The 20,820-nt window shown below is 52.4% G+C and carries 18 protein-coding genes and 1 tRNA gene; 7 read left to right on the top strand and 12 right to left on the bottom strand.

Features of this window, described 5'->3' with window-relative positions:
* Positions 1-75 precede the first annotated feature (75 nt).
* A complete protein-coding gene (locus NSU01_RS01100) occupies positions 76-459 on the bottom strand; it encodes a hypothetical protein (protein ID WP_039296898.1) in 384 nt (127 codons plus the stop codon).
* Positions 460-647: 188 nt separating this feature from the next.
* Here NSU01_RS01100 and NSU01_RS01105 point away from each other — a divergent pair, with 188 nt between their 5' ends.
* Both NSU01_RS01105 and NSU01_RS01110 read left to right on the top strand, forming a co-directional pair.
* Positions 648-1,544, top strand: a complete 897-nt coding sequence (locus tag NSU01_RS01105; protein ID WP_076243447.1) for a GNAT family N-acetyltransferase — start codon at positions 648-650, stop codon at positions 1,542-1,544.
* 73 nt (positions 1,545-1,617) lie between these two features.
* Positions 1,618-2,523, top strand: coding sequence for an AraC family transcriptional regulator (locus tag NSU01_RS01110; RefSeq protein ID WP_076243448.1), 906 nt, complete (start codon positions 1,618-1,620; stop codon positions 2,521-2,523).
* A gap of 61 nt (positions 2,524-2,584) precedes the next feature.
* On the opposite strand, the gene NSU01_RS01115 is transcribed toward NSU01_RS01110, so the two are convergent.
* Positions 2,585-4,381 (bottom strand): helix-turn-helix transcriptional regulator, encoded by a 1,797-nt coding sequence (locus tag NSU01_RS01115; protein WP_076243449.1) that lies wholly within the window; start codon positions 4,379-4,381, stop codon positions 2,585-2,587.
* Between the two features lie 296 nt (positions 4,382-4,677).
* On the opposite strand from NSU01_RS01115, the gene NSU01_RS01120 reads away from it, so the two are divergent.
* A tRNA-Leu gene (locus NSU01_RS01120) sits at positions 4,678-4,761 on the top strand.
* 109 nt (positions 4,762-4,870) lie between these two features.
* The gene (locus NSU01_RS01125; protein ID WP_076243450.1) at positions 4,871-6,259 is read left to right on the top strand and encodes an MATE family efflux transporter; all 1,389 of its coding nucleotides are present in this window, start codon (positions 4,871-4,873) and stop codon (positions 6,257-6,259) included.
* Positions 6,260-6,372: 113 nt separating this feature from the next.
* Here NSU01_RS01125 and NSU01_RS01130 read toward each other — a convergent pair whose 3' ends face one another.
* The gene (locus tag NSU01_RS01130) at positions 6,373-7,659 is read right to left on the bottom strand and encodes a Gfo/Idh/MocA family oxidoreductase (protein ID WP_076243451.1); all 1,287 of its coding nucleotides are present in this window, start codon (positions 7,657-7,659) and stop codon (positions 6,373-6,375) included.
* Between the two features lie 127 nt (positions 7,660-7,786).
* Here NSU01_RS01130 and NSU01_RS01135 point away from each other — a divergent pair, with 127 nt between their 5' ends.
* On the top strand, positions 7,787-8,602 hold the full coding sequence (locus NSU01_RS01135) for an AraC family transcriptional regulator (protein ID WP_256703810.1): 816 nt from the start codon (positions 7,787-7,789) through the stop codon (positions 8,600-8,602).
* Positions 8,603-8,754: 152 nt separating this feature from the next.
* On the top strand, positions 8,755-9,150 hold the full coding sequence (locus NSU01_RS01140; protein WP_231575262.1) for an HIT domain-containing protein: 396 nt from the start codon (positions 8,755-8,757) through the stop codon (positions 9,148-9,150).
* A gap of 117 nt (positions 9,151-9,267) precedes the next feature.
* On the opposite strand, the gene NSU01_RS01145 is transcribed toward NSU01_RS01140, so the two are convergent.
* The 8 genes from NSU01_RS01145 to udk form a co-directional block, all read right to left on the bottom strand.
* Positions 9,268-10,083, bottom strand: coding sequence for a DUF2935 domain-containing protein (locus tag NSU01_RS01145; protein ID WP_042132818.1), 816 nt, complete (start codon positions 10,081-10,083; stop codon positions 9,268-9,270).
* Between the two features lie 103 nt (positions 10,084-10,186).
* Positions 10,187-11,536, bottom strand: a complete 1,350-nt coding sequence (locus NSU01_RS01150) for a 6-phospho-beta-glucosidase (protein ID WP_042132819.1) — start codon at positions 11,534-11,536, stop codon at positions 10,187-10,189.
* A gap of 6 nt (positions 11,537-11,542) precedes the next feature.
* The gene (locus NSU01_RS01155; protein ID WP_076243453.1) at positions 11,543-12,538 is read right to left on the bottom strand and encodes a BadF/BadG/BcrA/BcrD ATPase family protein; all 996 of its coding nucleotides are present in this window, start codon (positions 12,536-12,538) and stop codon (positions 11,543-11,545) included.
* Positions 12,539-12,639: 101 nt separating this feature from the next.
* Positions 12,640-13,629, bottom strand: a complete 990-nt coding sequence (locus tag NSU01_RS01160; RefSeq protein WP_076243454.1) for a LacI family DNA-binding transcriptional regulator — start codon at positions 13,627-13,629, stop codon at positions 12,640-12,642.
* 108 nt (positions 13,630-13,737) lie between these two features.
* Positions 13,738-15,126 carry a sugar ABC transporter substrate-binding protein gene (locus tag NSU01_RS01165; protein ID WP_083705460.1) on the bottom strand — a complete coding sequence of 463 codons (1,389 nt, stop codon included), beginning with the start codon at positions 15,124-15,126 and terminating at the stop codon, positions 13,738-13,740.
* A gap of 40 nt (positions 15,127-15,166) precedes the next feature.
* On the bottom strand, positions 15,167-16,045 hold the full coding sequence (locus NSU01_RS01170) for a carbohydrate ABC transporter permease (protein WP_052421623.1): 879 nt from the start codon (positions 16,043-16,045) through the stop codon (positions 15,167-15,169).
* Complete coding sequence (locus NSU01_RS01175) at positions 16,042-16,935, bottom strand: sugar ABC transporter permease (RefSeq protein ID WP_231575263.1); 894 nt, start codon at positions 16,933-16,935, stop codon at positions 16,042-16,044. Before NSU01_RS01175 ends, NSU01_RS01170 begins: the two co-directional genes overlap by 4 nt.
* Before the next feature lie 493 nt (positions 16,936-17,428).
* A complete protein-coding gene (udk, locus tag NSU01_RS01180; protein ID WP_039296931.1) occupies positions 17,429-18,058 on the bottom strand; it encodes a uridine kinase in 630 nt (209 codons plus the stop codon).
* Positions 18,059-18,250: 192 nt separating this feature from the next.
* Between udk and NSU01_RS01185 the strand changes: the two genes are divergently transcribed.
* On the top strand, positions 18,251-19,342 hold the full coding sequence (locus tag NSU01_RS01185) for a beta-eliminating lyase-related protein (protein WP_076243455.1): 1,092 nt from the start codon (positions 18,251-18,253) through the stop codon (positions 19,340-19,342).
* An 89-nt stretch (positions 19,343-19,431) separates the two neighbouring features.
* On the opposite strand, the gene NSU01_RS01190 is transcribed toward NSU01_RS01185, so the two are convergent.
* Positions 19,432-20,751 carry a glycosyltransferase family A protein gene (locus tag NSU01_RS01190; RefSeq protein ID WP_076243456.1) on the bottom strand — a complete coding sequence of 440 codons (1,320 nt, stop codon included), beginning with the start codon at positions 20,749-20,751 and terminating at the stop codon, positions 19,432-19,434.
* Positions 20,752-20,820: the final 69 nt, after the last annotated feature.

Here is a 20,820-nt window from a genome sequence, read left to right on the forward strand (position 1 = left end):
AAAAGAAACGGCTGGCGCCCTCAATAGGAGTGCACAGCCGTTTCTGCTTATGCCGCTGCTTATACCGTTACAGCGTTAGCCCATTAAGCCCTTGAGACCGCCCAAAAAGGGCCGGATCGACTTAATCATATTGTAGCCCATCTTCATGACAGGCATCGCCTTCTGCACCATTCCGAACATTCCCATGAATTTCCCCAGACCTCCGATACCGGCAGCTCCGCCTGCCCCGCCCATGAACGATCCGAGTAAAGGCATGAAGCCGGAGACATCTGCTTTCCGGGCACCTGAAGACGATTTCCGTTTAGGTTTATGATGCGTGCTCGTTCTGGAGAGGATAACTGCTTCTTTATTAAGGTCTGTTATCCAACCTACATATGAACGTCCATCGTGTAAAGTAATGCAGACCGGCCGGCCTTTCAACTGCTGTGCCCGCTTGCGGATTTTTGTTGAATTTGCCATTCGTCACTCACCTCATTGTTCTATTTACTATATTTTACTCAGAACCTGGAAGGCGGCTTGTGCGGGTATGGAGTTTTCCGGAATAAATTGAACAACCATGTGCTGTATTTTCCATAAAAATATCGTAATATCAATATGCAGTGGTATAATCTGCCATTTCTATATTCTAATCCAAGGGGGAGAGGCATTTGACCGACATCCGGAATCTGGCGGTATTTATCTGTGCCCGTAATACTGAAAGCCAGCAATGCGGGTACGTGGGCAGCGCACTTGATGATATTCTTCATGACCTGAGTGACGGTATGGCAGAAGCAAGCCTCGTGTTGTATGAGGGAGAAGAAATCACGGGTGCAATTATATTGGACACCTATGACGTAGGCGGTGGACAAGAGGATATAGAAGTGTGGGGACCCTTTTATTCCGCCCGCCCTGAGGATGAACTCCAGCTGTTATTCAGGTATCTGAGCGAAGCCGCGGACTCAGCGGCGATCCGGTATATCCACTTGTTCACCCGTGCGGATAATGTTCCGCTGATTGAATATGCCGCCCGCTATCGTACCGAAAAGGTAAGAACCCATTATCATTATTCGATGGATGCTGATTTACCACTTAATAGCAGCAGTTACGGGGACCTGTCCATTGTGCCCGTCACAGAGCCTGAGTCGGAGTGGCTGGATCAGATTATTGAACTGCATAATCAAGGCTTCCAGGGAGCTACTTTGACACAAGAGGATATCACAGCGGAAATAGAGGATAGCGGCAACAGTGATTATGATATCTACGCCGTTCTTAACGAGGGTTCTTTCATAGGATACATAATTGTTAGAAGAAATGCTCTGACCGGTATCCTCCATCTGGAGTACATCTGTATCCGCCCTGATGAGAGAAGCCGGGGAACGGGCAGGAAGTTGATTGCCTATCTGGCGGAGACCTATAGAGGTCTGGGTTATACGCGCATCGGGCTGGATGTCAACGAGGAGAATGAAGCAGCGGTCCGCTTCTATGACAAGAACGGGTTCAGCAGGGATAGTGTAATGAAGCATATCATTATTAACGGGAGGATGGAGCCGGCGGTGCTGGCGTAAGGACAGTGCAATTCAGATCAAATATGGAGAAATGCTCTTTGTTATGATTCTTGATGAAAGGAGGGGAACATCATTGTACGAATGGAACGAGATGGTTCAGCTCATGATTGACTGGATCGAAGAAGACCTTGCGGCTTCGCCCACGCTGCTGAAGATGTCTGAACAGCTGGGATATTCGCCGTATTATTGCACCAAGCAGTTTCATGCTCTGACCGGGATGACGCTGCGGGATTACATCTGGCAGCGCAGAATCGGCCGGGCGGCCCTGGAGCTGAGGGATACGGATACGCGGATACTCGATATTGCCGTGAAGTTCGGCTTTTCTTCACAGGAGGCATTCTCGCGGGCGTTTCTTAGAGCCTTCAAGATTACTCCCCATGCCTACCGCAAAGCCCCGCGGCCGATTCCGCTCGCCATTCGGGCCGAGGTGTTCTCCCCTTATCATTATCTGATCAGGGAGCGGGATAGAATGAGACAAGTGCATTTGCAGGAAGCAGAGATCAAGCTTGAGTTCATACCGGCGCATAAATTCATCGGCATCCGGGATATCGACTCGAACAATTACGGAGGGTTCTGGGAGAACGGGCATGACTGCGATGAGGTCTCCGGAACGCTGGAGAGCATGTCTCATCATACACTTCCAGGGCAGCTGGGCCAGACCGCAGGCTGGTTCTATCAGGATGGGCGCAAGGGTTACCTGTACGGCATTCCTGTTGCAGCAGACTATGATGGTGAAATACCGGAGGGCATGGAGTGCCGTGATGTGCCGGAATCGGAGTATCTGGTCTTTTTTCACCCGCCGTTTGATTATTTGCAGGACAATGGGCAGGTGATGCGCATCGTAGAGGAAGTGGCCTGGAATTATGATCCGGCGGCCATGGACTATGCATGGGACGAAGAGGTCAAGCAGGACTATCAGCGCCATTTCCCCGAAGGGTACGGGTATGCGGTGCTGCGGCCGGTCCGTAAATTGGCTTAATCCGCGGGCTACCGCCCAAACAAGGAGAAGCGCTAAGCGCTTCTCCTTGAGCCATTTCAGGTCAATCCTCTGTTATGCCAAGCACTGTCTCTGCAAGTGTATCTCCCCGGCGCTCCAATGACGCTACCAGCGTCAGTAGCTCTGCCTGCTTTTCCCGTTGCCGGGCCGTCCAGCTAAACCGGGGTGAGGCTCCTGTCTTCCGGACTACAGCAGGATCGGCAAGATTCTTATAAAAGTCTTCGAGCAGAGCAGCCATTTCAGCATATACCCCGGCCATTTCCGACAAGGCTGTCAGCTCACGCGGATCCTGCACCAGAGGCAGAGATTCCTGCAAATAGGCGGCGGCACTTCTTCTGGCATCGGCCAGCGCCATCATGCAGAAGTGGTTGACTGAGAGCCTGCGGCTGTACGCTTCATCCTCCGCTGCAGCATACCACTGATGGTCCAGCAGTCCCTCGCTCCATACTTCCAGAGCCTTGTAGCCGGCTGTATAACAGCTATTGCCTTCGGACTCCATATGCATAGAATCGAGCTTAATCCGAAGGGAAGCATACAGATTATCCAATGCAGAAGGGAGCATGGTCTGTTCGCCAAGACGGATAATCTTATAGGGCCAATGATCGACATGAAGGTAACCCTTGCTTACCTCCATATACATCTGGAATTCGGAGTCTGCTTCAAGCGCTTCAAAGGTCTCATCGTCAAAATAACTCCGGCACAGCAGGGTTAGGCCATCCTCCAAATATCCGGTAATCACTCCCCATTCAGGTGCCACCCTGAGATTAATGGCTATAGGCAGCCTGCCTGCACGAATATCCTCGAGAATTGCCAGCTTCTCGGCTGCGCGCTGCTGCGGTTCCAGCCGGTTGGCCTGGATGGCGTGTATTCCATAAGCTGTGCAGGCTGGCACGGAGTAGTCATAGACGACTAGCGCATCCGCAGAGCTGTAATCCCACACTGGTTCAAAGGCGACCCTCCAGCATGCTCCTGAATAGCCCATAACCCGCTCATAGGTTGTCTCTATCCCTCTGGCGGCAAGTGAGAGCGTCATTGCTCCTGCCCAGGAGCAGTCCATCCCCCGGCCGAATCCCAGCCGGCTGACTCCCTCTACAATGCACTGCTGATCGGCAGGATCACTTTGGCAGAGAGAGGCCCGGTCCGGACTGTAATGAATCTGTTCGCCTTCTGCACAGCTAATAGCATGAATGCCATGACCATTCAGGTACACCAGCAGCAGGTAGTCATTGCCTTCATTGTCAATCAGACTCGGAAACAGCTCATGTGAGGCGGTGAATGAATTCCACCGGAAATGCTCATAATGCTTCATTTTCTGTAAGACGCTGCGGTTCGCCTGTTCATTACCGTATTTGGCTTCAAGAATCTGCAGCTCATTGCCGCCGGAGACATAGCCGGTAGAATGAACATCTATCACCAAAAGCTGGTCCTTCAGCACATAAGTTGAATAGATTCCCGCTGGGGTCTCATAGGTAACGAGCAGCAGCTTTAGACGGTCACCCTCTAAAGATTGGGGAAAAATCTGATCCCCGGCAATTAAGCTTAGGCGGTTCGAGGTAACAAATTGATTCACGAAATGAGTAACATCCAGCTCCTGCCGGCCATCCGTGTAGATAGCTGAGAGCACTACAAGCTCTTGAGGCAGCAGAATGCTGTCGATCGAGTGGCTTAATGCAGCGGATAGCATGGGGAGGGTCGCCGTCTCCGGCAGGGATTTGCCGGTTTCCCATTTGGACACCGCCTGGGCGCTGACATGCAGCAGTTCCGCTAATTGTTCCTGTGACAAGCCTTTTGTTCTCCGGAGCGTGGCAATCCTTTGTCCAACCTTTTCGCTACTAACCATACAAAGTACAACTCCTATAATGGATTTCGACGTCGTAACTCTATTATAATCTGAACTCCTGATATGACCATTTATTGGAGTATAGGCCCGGAGATGAAAAAATCAACTGCAGGTTGATGCACAGGATTTTTCCGGACGCCTGCCGGATGCTGCTGTTAAAGTACTCTGTCCTGATTTCCGCTTTATTCAGCGAATCTTCCTATGATAATTATCTTGAACAAAAAAATAAAAAAACTCTTGTTCTTCCGGCAAAATCATGATATATTAATTCTTGCATTGCATTGAATCTTTTCTTTGCGGTCATGGCGGAATTGGCAGACGCGCTGGCTTCAGGTGCCAGTGATAGCAATATCGTGGAGGTTCGAGTCCTCTTGACCGCATACAGCTTTATACGTAGTGCAAGCGAAAGCTCTTCTTCCTGAAGAGCCTTTTTTTATTTTTGCGGAAGTTTGCCGCAACAAGTCTAAACATAAGAGAAGTGAATTTGTAATGGAGCCCAGCAGCAATATGAAGCCCAGCCAGCGATTCCTTGAGAAGCATTTCTCCGGAGAATCCATTGACTATCGCCAGATCATAGCATTATTCCTCCCTGTACTGGTGGACCAGGCCTTCGTGGTCGGGCTGAATCTCGTCAATACAGCGATGATCAGTTCCTCCGGGGTAGCAGCAATCAGTGCGGTGAATATGATAGATTCGCTGAATATTTTTCTGATCAGTGTGTTCATCGCCGTATCTACAGGGGGTACTGTCGTTGTAGCCCAGTACAAAGGGAGCGGCAACGAGCTTATGGTCTCCAAGGCGACCGCCGGAGCGGTGTCTTCCGTTTCTTTGATGGCTTTTTGCATCGGCTTATTCGGAATTGTGTTCCATGGTCCGTTACTGCATTTATTGTTCGGTGCGGCTTCGCCTGAGGTGATGGCCAATGCCCGGACGTATCTGATCGGCAGCAGCTTATCCTATCTGGGGATTGCTGTGATGGAGGCGGTATGCGGCGCGCTGCGCGGCATCGGGCGGACGAGGGCATCGCTCGTACTGTCACTGATCATGAATTTCTCCTATGTGCTGCTGAACTTTGTCTTCATTAACGGGCTGCATATGGGTGTGTTCGGAATGACCATTGCCATTAATATATCGCGGTATCTTGCGGCCGCCTGCTCGCTGATCTATCTCTTCCGGCTGGACAGCAGTCTGCATGTAAAGATCCGTGACCTGCTGGTGCTGAACTGGACGATGCTCCGGAGAATCATGTCGATCGGCCTGCCGTTTGCGGCGGAGCAGATGTTCTTCAACGGCGGGAAAATTCTCACGCAGATCTTCATCGTCAGCCTGGGTACCTATGCGATTGCTACCAATGCGATCAGTTCTACGCTGGCGGGAGTAATGCAGATTCCGGCGAATGCACTGTCCCTGACGCTGATTACGGTGGTCGGTCAATGCATAGGAAGCCGCAATGTCAAAGATGCACGCAAATTTGTGAAGTCCTTCCTGTGGCTGTCTTCGGCCTCTTTTATACTGATGGGACTGCTGATCTTCCCGTTATTTAATCCGCTGGTATCGATGTTCCATCCGCCGCAGGAGATTGTCCGGGATATCTTCATCGTCTTCCTGATCAACTCGCTGGCCCAGATTCCGTTATGGTCGATCAGCTTCATTACCCCTTCGGCGCTCAGAGCAGCGGGTGATTCCAAGTTCACCTCGATTGTTTCCATGCTCTCAATGTGGCTGTTCCGTGTAGTACTCGGATATATTCTGGGGATTGTGCTGAACATGGGCATTATCGGGGTATGGCTGGCAATGAACTGTGAATGGGGGATACGCGGCTTCATCTTCATACGGCGTTTCCTCGGCGAGAAGTGGCTGCAGCACAAGGTCATTTAAGCCAAACCTGTCCCGAGCATCCGCTGAAAATAAACAAGAACCCATTCTCCGCGTTCAGGCGGAGGATGGGTTCTTTGGTCTGCTGCATAATTTAACGGATGCCGGCCGGTGAACTAAGCCTTCCAGATATCGTCAACCTTCACCGGCTGGCCGGTCTTGATAGAGCGGTTGGCGGCAATGCCGGTCATGATCGACATTGCGCCGTCCTTGTGCGAGGCTGCACGGTTGAAGCGGTCTTCCTGCTTCTTGTCAAAAATATCGCGCAACAGCACCGGATCGCCGCCGCCGTGTCCGCCTGCGCTGCTCTCGAACTCCACGCGGTAAGGCTCTTTGAAGTGCGGATAGATCATGATATTCACGCCTTCCAGGGCGCCTTCGTTCTCTTTTTTGCCGCCAGAATTGACGTAGGACTGCTCGGTAATGCGGACCTCCATCCGTCCCTGCGTGCCGTTGAAGACGATGATGAAGCCTTCCCACGGCATATACGCGTTAAGCGAATAGTTCATGACTGTCTTGTTCTTATATTTGACCATAACATTCATTGTATCCTCGATGCTGATATTGTCTCCGAAGACGCTCTGGTCGCGCTGGTAGCCGTCTTCATGCTCGGCATCCAGATACATGCTCTTCAGGTGCTCGTTGCGGTCCAGATGAAGCGCGAACGGGTCGTTCTCGGCAGCTTTGCTGCCGTAGGCGCGCTGGTAGAACTCGGTGATGCCGCGTTTCTCGGCATTCTCCTTGCCGTAGAAGCGCAGATCGCCCATGGCGAACACTGTATCCGGCTGTGAAGCGAGCCAGAAGTTCATCAGGTCGAAGTGATGCGTCGATTTGTGCACCAAGAGGCCGCCGCTGTTCCGCTTATCGCGGTGCCATCTGCGGAAATAGTCCGCTCCATGCTGGGTGTTCAGCAGCCATTCGAAATTGACGGACAGAATCTCGCCCAGCACGCCGTCCATAATGACCTCGCGGATCTTCGTGTTATGCGGCGCATAGCGGTAGTTGAAGGTGACACGCAGATTCTTGCCGGTACGCTCGATGGCATCGAAGATCTCCTGGCATTTCTCTTCGTCAATCGTCATCGGCTTCTCGGAAATGACGTCACAGCCAAGCTCCATTGCGCGGATAATATACTTGTGATGCGTGCGGTCAATGGTGGTTACCAGTACATAGTCAGGCTTGGTTTCGGCAATCATCCGGTCGAAATCTTCGGCTTTGTAGGTAGGCACCTCATGGTAGCCGTATTTATCAGTCAGCATATGGTTAGCGAAATTCATCCGCGTCTGATTGACATCACAGATGGCGACCAGCTCGGACGTCTCGTTGTAAACGGTAACAAGAGCGCCGTAGAAAAATTCGGCCCGGCCACCGGTACCGACGATTACATATTTCTTTTTGGACAAGGGGATCACTCCATTTACTTGGATTTGATTCTATTTTATAGTATAGGAAATGCAGAAAGTGAACGGTATTTAGTCTATTTAACCGGAAAGTATGCATATCTTATCCTCACAGGAGGCCTGGTGCAGAGTGGAGCCCATCTTTCAGATCGAGCAGCTCAAGCGGAGCGGATACTTCAATATGGACATTGACCATTTCCATGATTTCTATGAGATTTACTATCTGCTGTCCGGGGAACGGCATTACTATATCCGCAACCGTATTTACGCGCTGGAGGCCGGAGACCTGGTGTTTATTAACAAAAATCATCTGCACCGCACAACGGGCGGAAACCACCAGCCGCATGAACGGGTCCTGGTCAGCTTCGATGATTCGTATCTGGAACCGGCCGCTCCCGGGCCGAACTGGATGAGTATTTTTGAGGGGGAGAGCTTCCTGCTGCGGCCTACTGCGCATGAACAGGGAGTGATTGCTGATTTGCTCTACGCCATGCTGGGTGAACAGAAGGAGGCTAAGCTGTGGGGCAGTGAATATACCAGGACGCTGCTGCTGCAGCTGCTGATCCAGCTGGAGCGGATACGCAAGGCGAAGCCCGCCCTGGTCTCTCCCGAACAAAGCGAGGGGCAGCGCCGGGTGTACGGTATTATTGAATATCTGGATGCCCACTACGGCGAGAAGCTTACCCTTGGCGGGATTGCCGAGCAGTTCTTCGTTAGCTCCACGTATTTGTGCCGGACGTTCAAGCGGACGACAGGCTTTACGATTATCGAGTACCTGAATTATGTCCGCATTCGCGAGACGAAGGCGCTGCTGACGGATACAGATTGGCCGATCACCCGGGTCGCAGAAGCGACGGGCTTCGACAGCATCGCTCATTTCGGGCGGGTGTTCAAGGGAATTACGGGGCGCTCTCCGCTGCAGTACCGCAAGCAGCACCGGGCGTAACCAGGAGCATCGGAATTTGATAGAGTGTAACCGTTTTAATAGTCGGCAGCAGATTTGTGGAGCAGTATAGAGCGTGTACTAAGATATCGCAGTGTAATCCAGAGGGGAAAGGATCTGAAGATATGGAAAAGAATCAGGAGTGTATGTATTGTATGGAGGATGAACGGCGGGACAACCTGATGATTGAAATCTGCGAGCTGGGGGTTTCGACAGTCTTTCTGTTCAAGGAGCAGACGTATAAGGGCAGATGCAATGTGGTCTACCGCGATCATGTAAAAGAGCTGTTCCAGCTTACCGCAGGCGAGTTGTCCGCGTTCATGAATGATGTTGCGCAGGTAGCCGCAGCGGTGGACCAGGCCTTCGGGCCGGATAAAATCAACTATGGCGCTTACGGCGACAAGCTGCATCATCTACATATGCACATCGTTCCGAAGTACGACGGGCAGGCGGATTATGGTTCCACCTTCCAGATGAATCCGGGCCAAACCTATTTGACGGATGAAGAGGTTCAGGAGATGATCGGGAAGATTAGAGCTTATCTGCAATGATAATAACCCTGGGCCTATAACTGTGGCCATCGTATAAGAAATACATGAACCAAAGGCGAATTCTTACCCGGAAGGGAGTGGGAATTCGCCTTTATCCATTTAGGTGCGATTCTTCGTTTAAAACAGGATTTCCCGCTTGTTCACCTTAACACCCGACAAGGATTTATCAAACATATCGAGTATAAAAAGGAAACGTTCAGCTTCACGAAATACATGGTCTGCCAGTAACGGATGAATGATGCTTTTAATTCGGCATTCCTCAATTAAATCACGTGCAGTTTTTTTGAAATCACGGAGTGATTTCACAGATACCCTGTTTTCATCAACAAATTGGCTTAATAAAGGGACGGTTTGAGATTGTGGCCGCATATGACTTAAATCCATGGCTTGAAACAAAAGCGTATCAAATTCATTACTGAATTCTCGTGCCTGGTCAACCAATTTTCTTTCAGAGGGGTCCAGCAAATGGCCGATAAATTTCGCGTGGTCAGCCATAATCTTAAGAAAGAAGACATTCTCGTCAATAATCGCATCAGGCAAGGGCTCTAGTTGCCCTGAATTGAGTTCATTCAAGCGGTTTCGGAAATAATTAGCTTCTCTGCTTACATGATCAACCAATAAGGGGAAGTTATTTCCGCCCGGCAGCTTGCATTGCAGTATTAATCCAAGCACCTTTCTTTTAAATGCCCAGATATGGGACACAGCAGTATGAACCTCAGAATTAAACCGCTGAATGTTCTGGGGATCTGTCCCAACGTCAAAAGTATTCGCTTTGTTTTCTATGGCTTCAAATGTGGCATAAAATTGCTCTGCTTCCCTAATTAACTGAGTATCTTCACATCTGAAACCAAGTTTTAAAAACAACGAATGCTCCTTCATGATTCTGGACCAGAAACGTATTTCATCTAAAGAGCGGGCAACGAATGCATTCAAACCTATTCCCCCCTTTTATCAAACTCATGCTTTAGATATATGAAATCGTCCGGTCTCGTATAACAACTTTTTCCAATTTGTACACCTGATGATTTGACGTCACCTAAGACCGGGGGAAGTACAAGGCAGGTACAGACGCGGGCTCTTGCCCGAAGAATGCCGGCAGATACTCCTTATTCGCTTCCAGCATCTCATCCAGCATAGCGATAGCCACTTCGACAGAAGGGACAAGCGGATGGTGTGCCAAAGCTTGAATAGCCAGGCTCCGGTCTCCGGTAACGGCAGCGTCGATGGCGAGCTGCTCGTAGGTCTTGACCGCATGGATTAGCCCTTTGGCCATCGGCGGAATCTTGGTCAGCGGCAGCGGCAGTGGGCCAGTCTTGGTGACAACGCAGTTGACCTCGATGCTGGCATCATCCGGCAGGAAGTCCAGGATGCCGCGGTTCGCAACATTCAGCGTCTGAATGTCATTGGTGCCGTTATACAGCGAGCGCATCAGGTTGACGGCAGCCTCCGAATAGAAAGCCCCGCCGCGCTGCTCCAGCTGCTTCGGCTTCTCGCTAAGCTCCAGGTTTCCGTAGATTTCAAACAGCTCTTCCTCCACGCGCTTGACGACTTCTGCACGGTTCTCGCCTTTTGAGGCCGAGGCCTGCTGTTCTTCAAGCATCGCATCCGTCATATAGAAATATTTCAAATAATAAGAGGGGAGGGCATGCAGCGATTGCAGGAACTCGGGATTCCACTCGCGCGCCGGAACATTCTTCGCGCTGTAGCCGGCGGTATCGGCCAGCATGTCATCCAGCTTGTCTTCACCTTCGACATCAATGCGGGTGATCCAGTGCAGGTGATTGAGGCCGACGAACTCGGCATAGATCCGGTCTGGGGCCGCATTATATTTAGCGGATACCTGCTTAATCAGACCAATCGGGGCATTGCAGAGGCCGATGCTCTTTACCTTCGAATACCTCAGTACCGCTTCGGTCACCATACCTGCCGGATTGGTGAAGTTGAGCAGCCAGGCGTCCGGAGCCAGCTCCTCGATATCACGGCAGATGCCGAGGATGACGGGGATCGTGCGCAGCGCTTTCAACATTCCGCCGGGGCCGGTCGTTTCCTGGCCGATCACGCCGTATTTCAGCGGAATGGATTCATCGCGGGCGCGGGCATCCAGCATCCCGACGCGGATCTGGGTGCTGACGAAGTCGGCACCTGCAATGGCTTCGCGGCGGTCGGTGGTGAGGTAGACCTCTATAGGAAGGCCGGATTTCTCGACCATCCGCTTGGCCAGAGCGCCTACGATGTTCAGTTTATGCAGGCCGGCTTCAATATCCACAAGCCATAGCTCCCGGACCGGAAGCTCCTTGTAATGCAGGATGAAGCCTTCTACGAGTTCCGGGGTATAGGAAGAACCCCCGCCGATAACGGCGATCTTAAGACCTTGGTTAACTGCCAAGATGAATCACTCCTGTCTTGTTGTTGTGGGGATATGTTCAAATTCCTGAAAGGGACGCATTTGCTCATACATTTCATGGCTTATCGTGATGCCGTCACTCTCCAGCGCCGACCAGAGGGCGCCGACGACTGGCTCCGTAGTTAAAGTCACTATAGACGCACCCGGAGCCGCTTCACGCACAGCCTGTTCGATCGGATCGCGGATCCAGCCGCGGTCGCCCCGGGTCAGCAGGCTTCCGGCCAGCACTACATCAAAATCATCGTTCTCCATGCCTAATCTATGGATAACGGCGGCTGCCGCCTTGCCCAGTTCCACGCCCTGACGGTGCAGGATGGCGAGCGCCGCAGCATCGCCTTCGGCAGCCGCCGGGAAGAGCAGGCGGGCGGCATCCAGCGGCACCTGCTTGCTGTGATCGAGGAAATCATTGTACATATCCTCCACCCGTTCATAGCCGAGCAGCTTCAGTAGCGGCTCCGTGAGCAGGGTGGCAGACTCCCGGCCGTCCCAGGCGCGGATGACCGTGCGGAATACCTCGATATTCAGTGCGCCGCCGCCGCCGAAATCGCCGTACATATAATCGAAGCCGCCGCACTGGAAGTGCTGGCCCTGCGGGTTGCGGCCGGCTGCGTTAGTGCCGGTGCCGCAGATCAGGGCAACCCCGTAGGGGCGGTCTGTGCCCGCCCTCAGGCCGATCATCGGGTCGCCGCTGATCGTATATGCAGTAAATCCGATGCCGCGGATCATCGGATGAAGGATCTCATAATCGGTCTTGCGGTCGGCCCCGGCAAGGCCCAGGTACGTATGCCTGATATCCTCCAGCCGGAGTCCGGCTTCAGCCAGAGCGGCCAAGGCTGCTTCGCGGATACTTGCCGCCGCCTGCTGCGCTCCGGTCTGGTGATTACCGTTGCCGCTCCTGCCTTTGCCGAGGATATGGCCGTGTTCATCGCTTAGGAGGGCGTAGGTTTTGCTGCCTCCCCCATCGATCCCCAAGTAGTAAGCCAATGGTCGTCACTCCTAAAGTTTTGATAGCCTAACCTTCTTCGATGCCCACTTCGCAAAACTCGCTTCGGAAGCATATGCTTAGTTTTGATAGCATCTCATCATCAGGATTTCAGCGTAGATTCCCGGACGATCAGCTCCGGATCGATCCGGATGTTCGAGCCGCGCTTCATCTCGCCGCTTAGTCTGCGCAGCAGCATATCGGCTGCCGCCACTCCGATCTTGTCCGCCGGCTGGCGCAGGGTGGTCAGATGCGGCCGGAGCTGGGAAGCAATATAGTGGTCGTCATAGCCGACCACTGCGACTTCGTCAGGCACCCGCACCCCCGCTTCCATCAGGGCGTTGATGACGCCGAGAGCGATATTGTCATCCCCGGCGAACACGGCTGCCGGAAGCTTGCCCGCTTGCAGCCAGCGTCTCGCCGTGCTGTAACCCATCTCGATCTCGAATTCGCCGGAGACGATTTCGAACGGGGTAATCCCCCGGTCCTGCAGTGCCTGCTGGAAGCCGGCGCGCCGTTCCCGCGTGCTGCGGAACATTTCCTGCCCGCAGATATGGGCGATGGAGGTATGCCCCAGCTCCAGCAGGTGGCTGGCCGCGGCATATCCGCCTTTGAAGTTATCAATGGTAATCGAGTAGGTGTCGTTCTCCGGCAGCTGATTGTCAATCAGTACATAGGGGATACCCCGCCGTTTCAGCTCCATGATATAATTGTCTTCTTTCATCGGCGAGAGCAGGATAAGCCCGTCTACACGGTCTTCCTGAATCAGATAGTGGTTCTCGTCCGAGCCGATGCCCGTAGAGATGGAGATGGCCAGGAAATAACCATGCAGGGCCAGCGTCTCATTCAGCTCTTTGACCACCGCATCGAAGAAGGAATCCTGAAGCGTCGTTACAATCAGGCCGATGATGCCGGTCTTGCCGCTGGCCAGACTGCGTGCAGCTGCATTAGGGCGGTAATCCAGCTCTTTGATTGCATCGAGCACCTTCTGGCGGTTGTTCTCCCGCACTGACCCGGCACCATTTAATACCCGCGATACGGTGACCACGGACAGCCCTGATTTTTTGGCTACATCAAAAATACTTACTTTCATCTCAAACGCTCCTTGCGGCGGATTTTCCGGTGCTAGTATCTGTCTCCAGTATACAGGGAGCGCCGGTGTTCCGCTAAACGTATAATTGCCGCAGCGGCTGAAGCCGCCTTATCTTTTGATAATCTCCGTTACTTTCTTCTGAATCACCGGCATCACCTCTTCCAGCGTCTTGTGTCCGGTCTCGACAGGCTGCAGCTCATTAATGAACATGTCGTTGATCTGCGAGTAGTTGGTAATCAGATGGTTGTAGGATTCATAACCATATTTGACTGCGCCCTCGTAGACCTTCTTCACATCCTCCGGATCAATCCCGTCGAAATGCTTGTAATAGACTTCAGCGGCTTCGGTGTTGACCGGCGGATTGCCGCCGCTCAGCTCAATGGACTTCTCCTGGACCTCGGTGGTCATCAGGTATTTGATCCATTCAAAAGCTTCCTTCGGATGCTTCGAATCCTTCAGAATCAGCAGCGGATCGACGAACAGTGTGCTGCGCACCTGCTCATTGCCGCCCCACGGCACTGCGGCTACGCCGATTTTGAACGGAAAATCGTTAGCCCCTGCGAGGTTCCAGGAACCGCCGATCGACATGCCGATCTTGCCTGCAACGAACGGATCGCCGTTCTGTCCGGCTACGCTTTTACTCCACTCGGAAGTGGGGGACACCTTATCCTTGAAGACAAGGTCGAACAGCTTCTGGTAAGCGGCAATGACCTCAGGGGAGTCGAAGTGTGTCTCGGAAGGAACACCGCCGTTGGTCCAGGTATCCTCGGAGTAAGGCTCTGCCCCGAAGTACAGCGGCCGCATATCCCGTTCCGCCCAGGTGAAGTCTACGCCGTATTGCGTTTTGGCGATATCGTCAGAGACGATCGTCATCTTCTTGGCATCCTCAACCATCCGCTCAAAAGTCCAACTCTTATCCTCATAATCGCTTGGCGGATAGGAGACACCTGCCGCATCGAACATATCCTTGTTGTAGAGCATCAGGGTGACGTACATATTGACCGGTATGCCGTAGGTATGGCCGTTCACCGTGTAGATCTTCATCAGATTCTCCGGGATGTTATAGTCCTCGGCCTTGAACCCGTCTTCCTTAATGAGGTCGGTCAGGTCGAGCAGCATGTCTTTGTTATAATACTCGGCGAAGCCGCCGTATCCGTAGTGGCTCGTAACATCCGGGGAATTGCCGCCGGCAATCAGCGTCTGCAGCTTGCTGTCAAACTGCTCGTAAGGTGCTTTCTCCACCTTAACCTTGATATTCGGATGCTCTTTCTCGAAGTCAGGAATCAGCTTCTCAATGAATGTGCGGTCCTCCGAGTCAATCGTATAGTGGGATATTGTCACCTGTTCACCGGACCCGCCGGAATTCCCTGCTCCGCTGTCCCCTGCTGCGACATTCCCTGCTGATTTGCCGCCGCCGCAGCCCGATATTGCTACCATTGCTGTCAGAACTGTTGTAAGCAGGACGGCCGGCCTCTTGCTCTTCATGATCTTGTTCATTGTCCAATCCCTCCATGATTTCAAGTATTGTGGACCCGGATTACTTAATGCCTGTCAGCACAATGCCCTCCACAAACTGCTTCTGGGCGATAGCGAACAGAGTGACGATCGGAACCATAGCCAGGACCGAGGCGACCATCAGCAGATGCCACGGCGGAATGCGGAAACGTGATGAGGTGAGCGAGGCCATGCCGACCGGAAGCGTGAATTTGTCCGACGAGCTTAAGTAGAGCACAGGGGTCAGCAGATCATTCCAGCTGTAGATAAAAGCAAAGATCGCAACGGTCGCCAGCGCCGGTGCAGACAGCGGAAGCGCGATGGTCCGCCACATCCGCAGCTCGCCGCAGCCGTCAATCCGTCCGGCGTCGAACAATTCCTCGGGCAGTGTAGAGAAGAACTGCCGCAGTAGGAAGATGTTATACGCCGAGCCGAAGAAGGCGGGCACGATCAGCGGCAGGAAGGTATCGATCCACTGCATTTTGGAGAACAGCACGAACTGCGGAATCATAATCGCCGGATAAGGCAGCATCATCGTGCTCAGCAGCAGGATGAACCAGAAGTTGTTGCCGCGCCCCCGGTATCTGGCGAACCCGTAAGCGACCAGCGCCGAAGAGAGCAGGGTACCGAAGACGGAGAGGCCGGCGATAATCAGGCTGTTCTTGTACAGTGTGCCGAACTGGAGAGTCTCAAAAATATCGGTATAATTGCTCCAGGCCCAGCTCTCCGGCAGAAAGGTCGGCGGAAACTTCAGCATTTCCCGTTTCGACTTCAGCGAGGTGGAGACCATGAAGAACAGCGGCAGCAGCATGAGGAATGTAGTGATTATCAGTGTGATGAAGCTGGCGATTTTAACAGGATCAGCTCTCCGGCGCAGCCGGGAAGGCGGGCTAAGCGGGCTCGCGGCCTTAACGGTACTCATCGGCGGCTGCCTCCTTCATAGTGGACATAGCGATTAGACAGCTTCATAATGACGGCCGTGAACAGCATGACGACAATCAGCAGTATCCAGGCAAGGGCTGAAGAGTAGCCAGCACGGTATTCCTTGAAGGCACTGGTATACAGATTGTAGACGTAGAACCAGGTGGAGTAGTTAGGTCCCCCTTGGGTCATGACGAAGGCTTGCGTGAACACCTGGAAAGAGTCGATCAGACCCATAATCAGCTGGAACAGCAGGACTGGTGAGATCATCGGCAGTGTAATATTCATGAAAATGCGGAAGCGTCCTGCCCCGTCCAGGTTAGCGGCTTCAATCAGGCTGGCCGGGACCCCCTGCAAACCGGCGAGGAAAAGGATCATGCCGGAGCCCGCTGTCCAGAAGGACATGATAATCAGGGCGTACAGCGCCGTATCGGGATTCATCAGCCAGGCCGGGCCGTGGATGCCGAACCAGGAGAGCATATAGTTGAATAGGCCGATCTGCGGGTTGAAGATCCAGTACCAGAGGAGCGACATCGCAACGCCGGAGACCATGCTCGGGAAATACATCGCTGTCCGGAAGAAACCGCGCCACGGAATGGTCTGATGCAGCAGCAGGGCGAACCCGAGACCGAGCAGTAATTGCACCGGCACGCTGATGAAGGTATATCTTAGCGTGACTTTTACGGACCGCCAGAACAGCTCGTTATGGAACATCTCCGTGTAGTTGGCGAGACCGATGAACTTCGGCGGATGAATAATGTCATAATCGGTGAAGCTGTAGTACAGCGACGACAAGATAGGATAGAGGGCGAAGATAAGGAAGCCAACCAGCCATGGGGAAATGAACAGATACATGTAGAACGTCTGCCGCCGGCTCTCACTCTTAATCACGAACACACCAGCCTTTCTTTCTTAAAAGTATAAGCGCTTTAACTTTAAGGATAAATAAAAGTCGAAAATTGCCTTTTTAATAGAAATAAAAAATTAATAAGTTTAACCGCTTTAACTTTAAGGTCGCCCTCTTGCACTAATCATAGTGGATGGAACGGGAATAATCAACAGTTATTTCTTTAATAAAGCGCTACCAGTCAATAAATATAACAAGTTAAAGAGATTTGTTGCTGAAAATGCAGAAAATTTCATTGCGATCATGGATATTGTGTTAGATAAAGTTACACATATAAGGGTTTGAAGATTAAAACCGAGACTGTTAGCTCTATATTTCATAAGTCTGCCGGAAGTGATGTGATGTATTCTTCACATGGAAGAATCGATGGTGATTCCGGGAAAGTAAGTGCGCCGGCCGCCCGGCTACAGCAAAAAGCCGCCCGGCATGGCCGGGCGGCTCTCATTCAACTAAGGTATGGGCAGGCGGCTGCTCTGCTTAAGTCCACTGATGATCGCCGGACAGATATTTCTCGGTCAATACGGACAGCAGCTGAATCCCTACTTCATTCTGTCCGCCTTCCGGAATAATCAGGTCAGCATATTTCTTGGACGGCTCGATAAAAGCTTCATGCATCGGCTTAACCGTGGTCAGGTATTGGGTGTGGATCGAACGGATCGTCCGGCCGCGTTCCTCGATATCGCGCAGTACCCGGCGAAGGATACGTACATCGGGGTCGGTATCCACGAATACCTTAATGTTCAGCTGCTCGCGCAGCTTCTCGTCGGAGAGGACATGAAGCCCTTCAAGAATGACGATATTGTTCGGAGCAAGCCGAACGGTCTTCTCGGTAGAGCGGGCATGCACGGTGAAATCATACACTGGGGCAAATGCGGCTTGTCCGGCTTTCAGACAATCTAAATGCTCTATCAGCAGTTCCGTATCAAAGGCCAGCGGGTGATCGTAATTGATCGCACCGCGTTCAGCCATGCTGAGGTAAGAATGGTCTTTATAGTAGTTATCCTGAGATATGAACGTCACTTTGTCAGATCCAAGACGGTCAATAACGGAGCGCGCTACCGTCGTTTTGCCGGAACCGGTCCCGCCGGCGATACCAATAATAAGCATGGTGTTTTTATAAACCTCCCTAAGCGATTGCCTTTGCAATTCCAATATTGTAGCACAGCGGTCAACTTATTTCACCTTGGATCAGGGGAATATCATGTGAACTTTCAAATAAATCGGGTATTTTAGCGAAAAATGATATAATTTCAAGTATTCGTACAGATCGAGCATATTTAAAGGGAGCGGATTAGCGGAATGAATGAGCAGAATGCTTTACTGGAAGCTTTTAACGGGACAGAAGTGCAACTGGCAGGCCATGGAAAAAGGGGGATATCCGTGCTGAAAGAAGCACTGGCAGGAGTGGAGGATCATCTCGCTGCCGACTTGTATGGGTCAGGCGCAGTAATAGAGGATTTCCAGGCGGAGATGGCCGGGGTGCTCGGCAAGGAAAGCAGTGTATTCTTCCCCAGCGGCACGATGGCCCAGCAGATCGCCCTGCGGATCTGGAGTGACCGCAAAGGCAGCAGAAGAGTGGCCTATCACCCGCTATGCCACCTGGAGATTCATGAGCAGGACGGGCTGAAGGAGCTGCATCATCTGGAGCCGCTGCTGCTGGCAGATAAAGACCGCCTGATCACACTGGATGATGTGAAGAATATGGGGGCGGGTATTGCTTGTCTGCTGCTTGAGCTTCCCCAGCGGGAAATCGGCGGGCAGCTGCCGGAGTATGCCGAGCTGGAAGCTATTTCGGCCTATTGCCGGGAGCAGGGAATCATTCTTCATCTGGACGGGGCACGGCTGTTCGAAGTGCTGCCATACTACGGCAAGACAGCTGCCGAGGTCTGCGGGTTGTTCGACAGTGTATATATATCCTTCTACAAAGGCATCGGCGGAATTGCCGGAGCGATCCTGGCCGGAAGCCGGGAATTCACGGAGGAGTCGAAGATCTGGAAACGGCGCCATGGCGGTGACCTGATCAGTCTCTATCCGTATATCCTGACCGCTAAATATTATTACGGGCAGCGGATCGGCCGGATGGCCGGGTATTATGAGCAGGCCAAGGAGCTGGCTGCCTTATTCAACAGCTGCCATAAGGTGTCTACGCTGCCGGAGGTGCCGGTCTCGAACATGTTCCATGTACATTTCGCGTTATCCAGGGAGCAGCTTGCTCCGGTATTGATTCAGGTGTACAAGGAATCGGGAATCGGGCTGACACCGCGGTTGAAAGAAACAGGAGAAGCTTCATGCTCGTATGAGCTGAACATCGGGGATCTTTACAGCGGAGTGTCCAAGCCTGCGCTGGAAGAAGCCCTCCGGCTGCTGGATAAGCTGCTGCAGGAAATCTAAGGCGGGCAAGAAGAAAAAGCAGCTTCCCCTAATAAGGAAGCTGCTTTTTATGTGGAGAGTTATACCTTCCATCTAGCCGGTCTGTCCCGTTACCGGTTCATCAGCGCCCGTACGAAGGAAACGCGGAGCAGCTGTTTTTTCATCAGCTTGGTGCGGAACTGGCGCTTCAGTTGATTGTAGGCCTGAGGAGAGTGGTTGCTCGCCCAGCTGTACATGAACTTGAAGTCGCTGTGGCTTTTGGCGGAGTTCATCAGGTAGTAAGAGATCGTATCATAGACGTTATGGTTGAACCACTCATTCATTTCCGCCTTGCTGTAGCCGAAGCGCTCGATGGCCATATTGCGGATGTTGCGCTTCTCCTCCAGATTCTCGATCAGGAACGACTGGCTGAGATTGAAGGTGATATTGTTGCCGTGAATCCGGTACACGCCCGCCAGCGTATCAATAAACCCGGCATCGCCGATCAGCAGCGCACGCAGGTATATGGAAGCATCGTTGACCATACTCATATTCAGAATATCCATGCTCATCAGTGCCTCGCGCTTGAATATGGCGGTTAAGGTTGATGCCGGCTTGGGATAGTTCTTCCGCTCGAAGTTCATGAAATAGTCGTGTTTGTCCGTGACGGGACTCAGCCCCAGACTGGAGATGGTGAGTTTCTGCGACTGGGAATACTCCAGGAATACGTTTGCGGCGACAAAAGACAGCTCCGGATGCAGCCGGTGAACCTTCACGGCTTTGGTGAAATAGCTGCGGTCAATGAGATAGTCATCATCGTCCAGGAACAGGATGAATTCCCCGTCGCCATGTGCGGCCAGCGCTCTGCGGCGGTTGTTGCCGGGGCCGCTGTTGGTCTCATTCTGCATGAAGATGACGCGCGGCTCTGCTCCGAAGGTGGCATTCATCATCTCCTGCGTACCGTCGCTGGAGCAATCGTCAATGACGATAATTTCGGTATGCGGATAATCCTGCCGCAGAATGCTGTTCACTGCCTGCTGCAGGAAATCTTTTCTATTATAAGTAGTGATAATTACGCTAACCTTCGGATGGCTTGCGGGATCGGCGCCAAGGTTGAGTGTAGACTCCTGCGTATCAGGCCCGCTGCTGCTGAGTGCGGCAAGCCCCTGCATGAACCCGATTATCTCATCGATTTGAATATTGAATTGAGTGCTGACATAATACTGGAGCGCGTCATCCGAAGCCCGGCCTGCCAGAAAGGCATCCAGGACACCGATGAGCGTCTCCAGATGTTCTTTGATTCCGGCATCACTCTCGCTGCTGCTGATATTCCTGGCCTGGCGGATAAGCTCCTCACGGGTCAGACCCCCGGCGGGCGGATGATGAATATCGTCACTCAGCTGATGCAGCAGATGCAGTCCTGCTTCATGTAAGTCCCCGCGGTGATCCATAATCAGTCCTCCTAAAAGTTTTATGGAGCAATACTTCCAGGCTCACTTCGCAATAAAACTCGCTTCGGA

The organism is Paenibacillus sp. FSL H8-0259 (assembly GCF_037963255.1).
Taxonomy (GTDB): Bacteria; Bacillota; Bacilli; order Paenibacillales; family Paenibacillaceae; genus Paenibacillus_AQ; species Paenibacillus_AQ phytohabitans.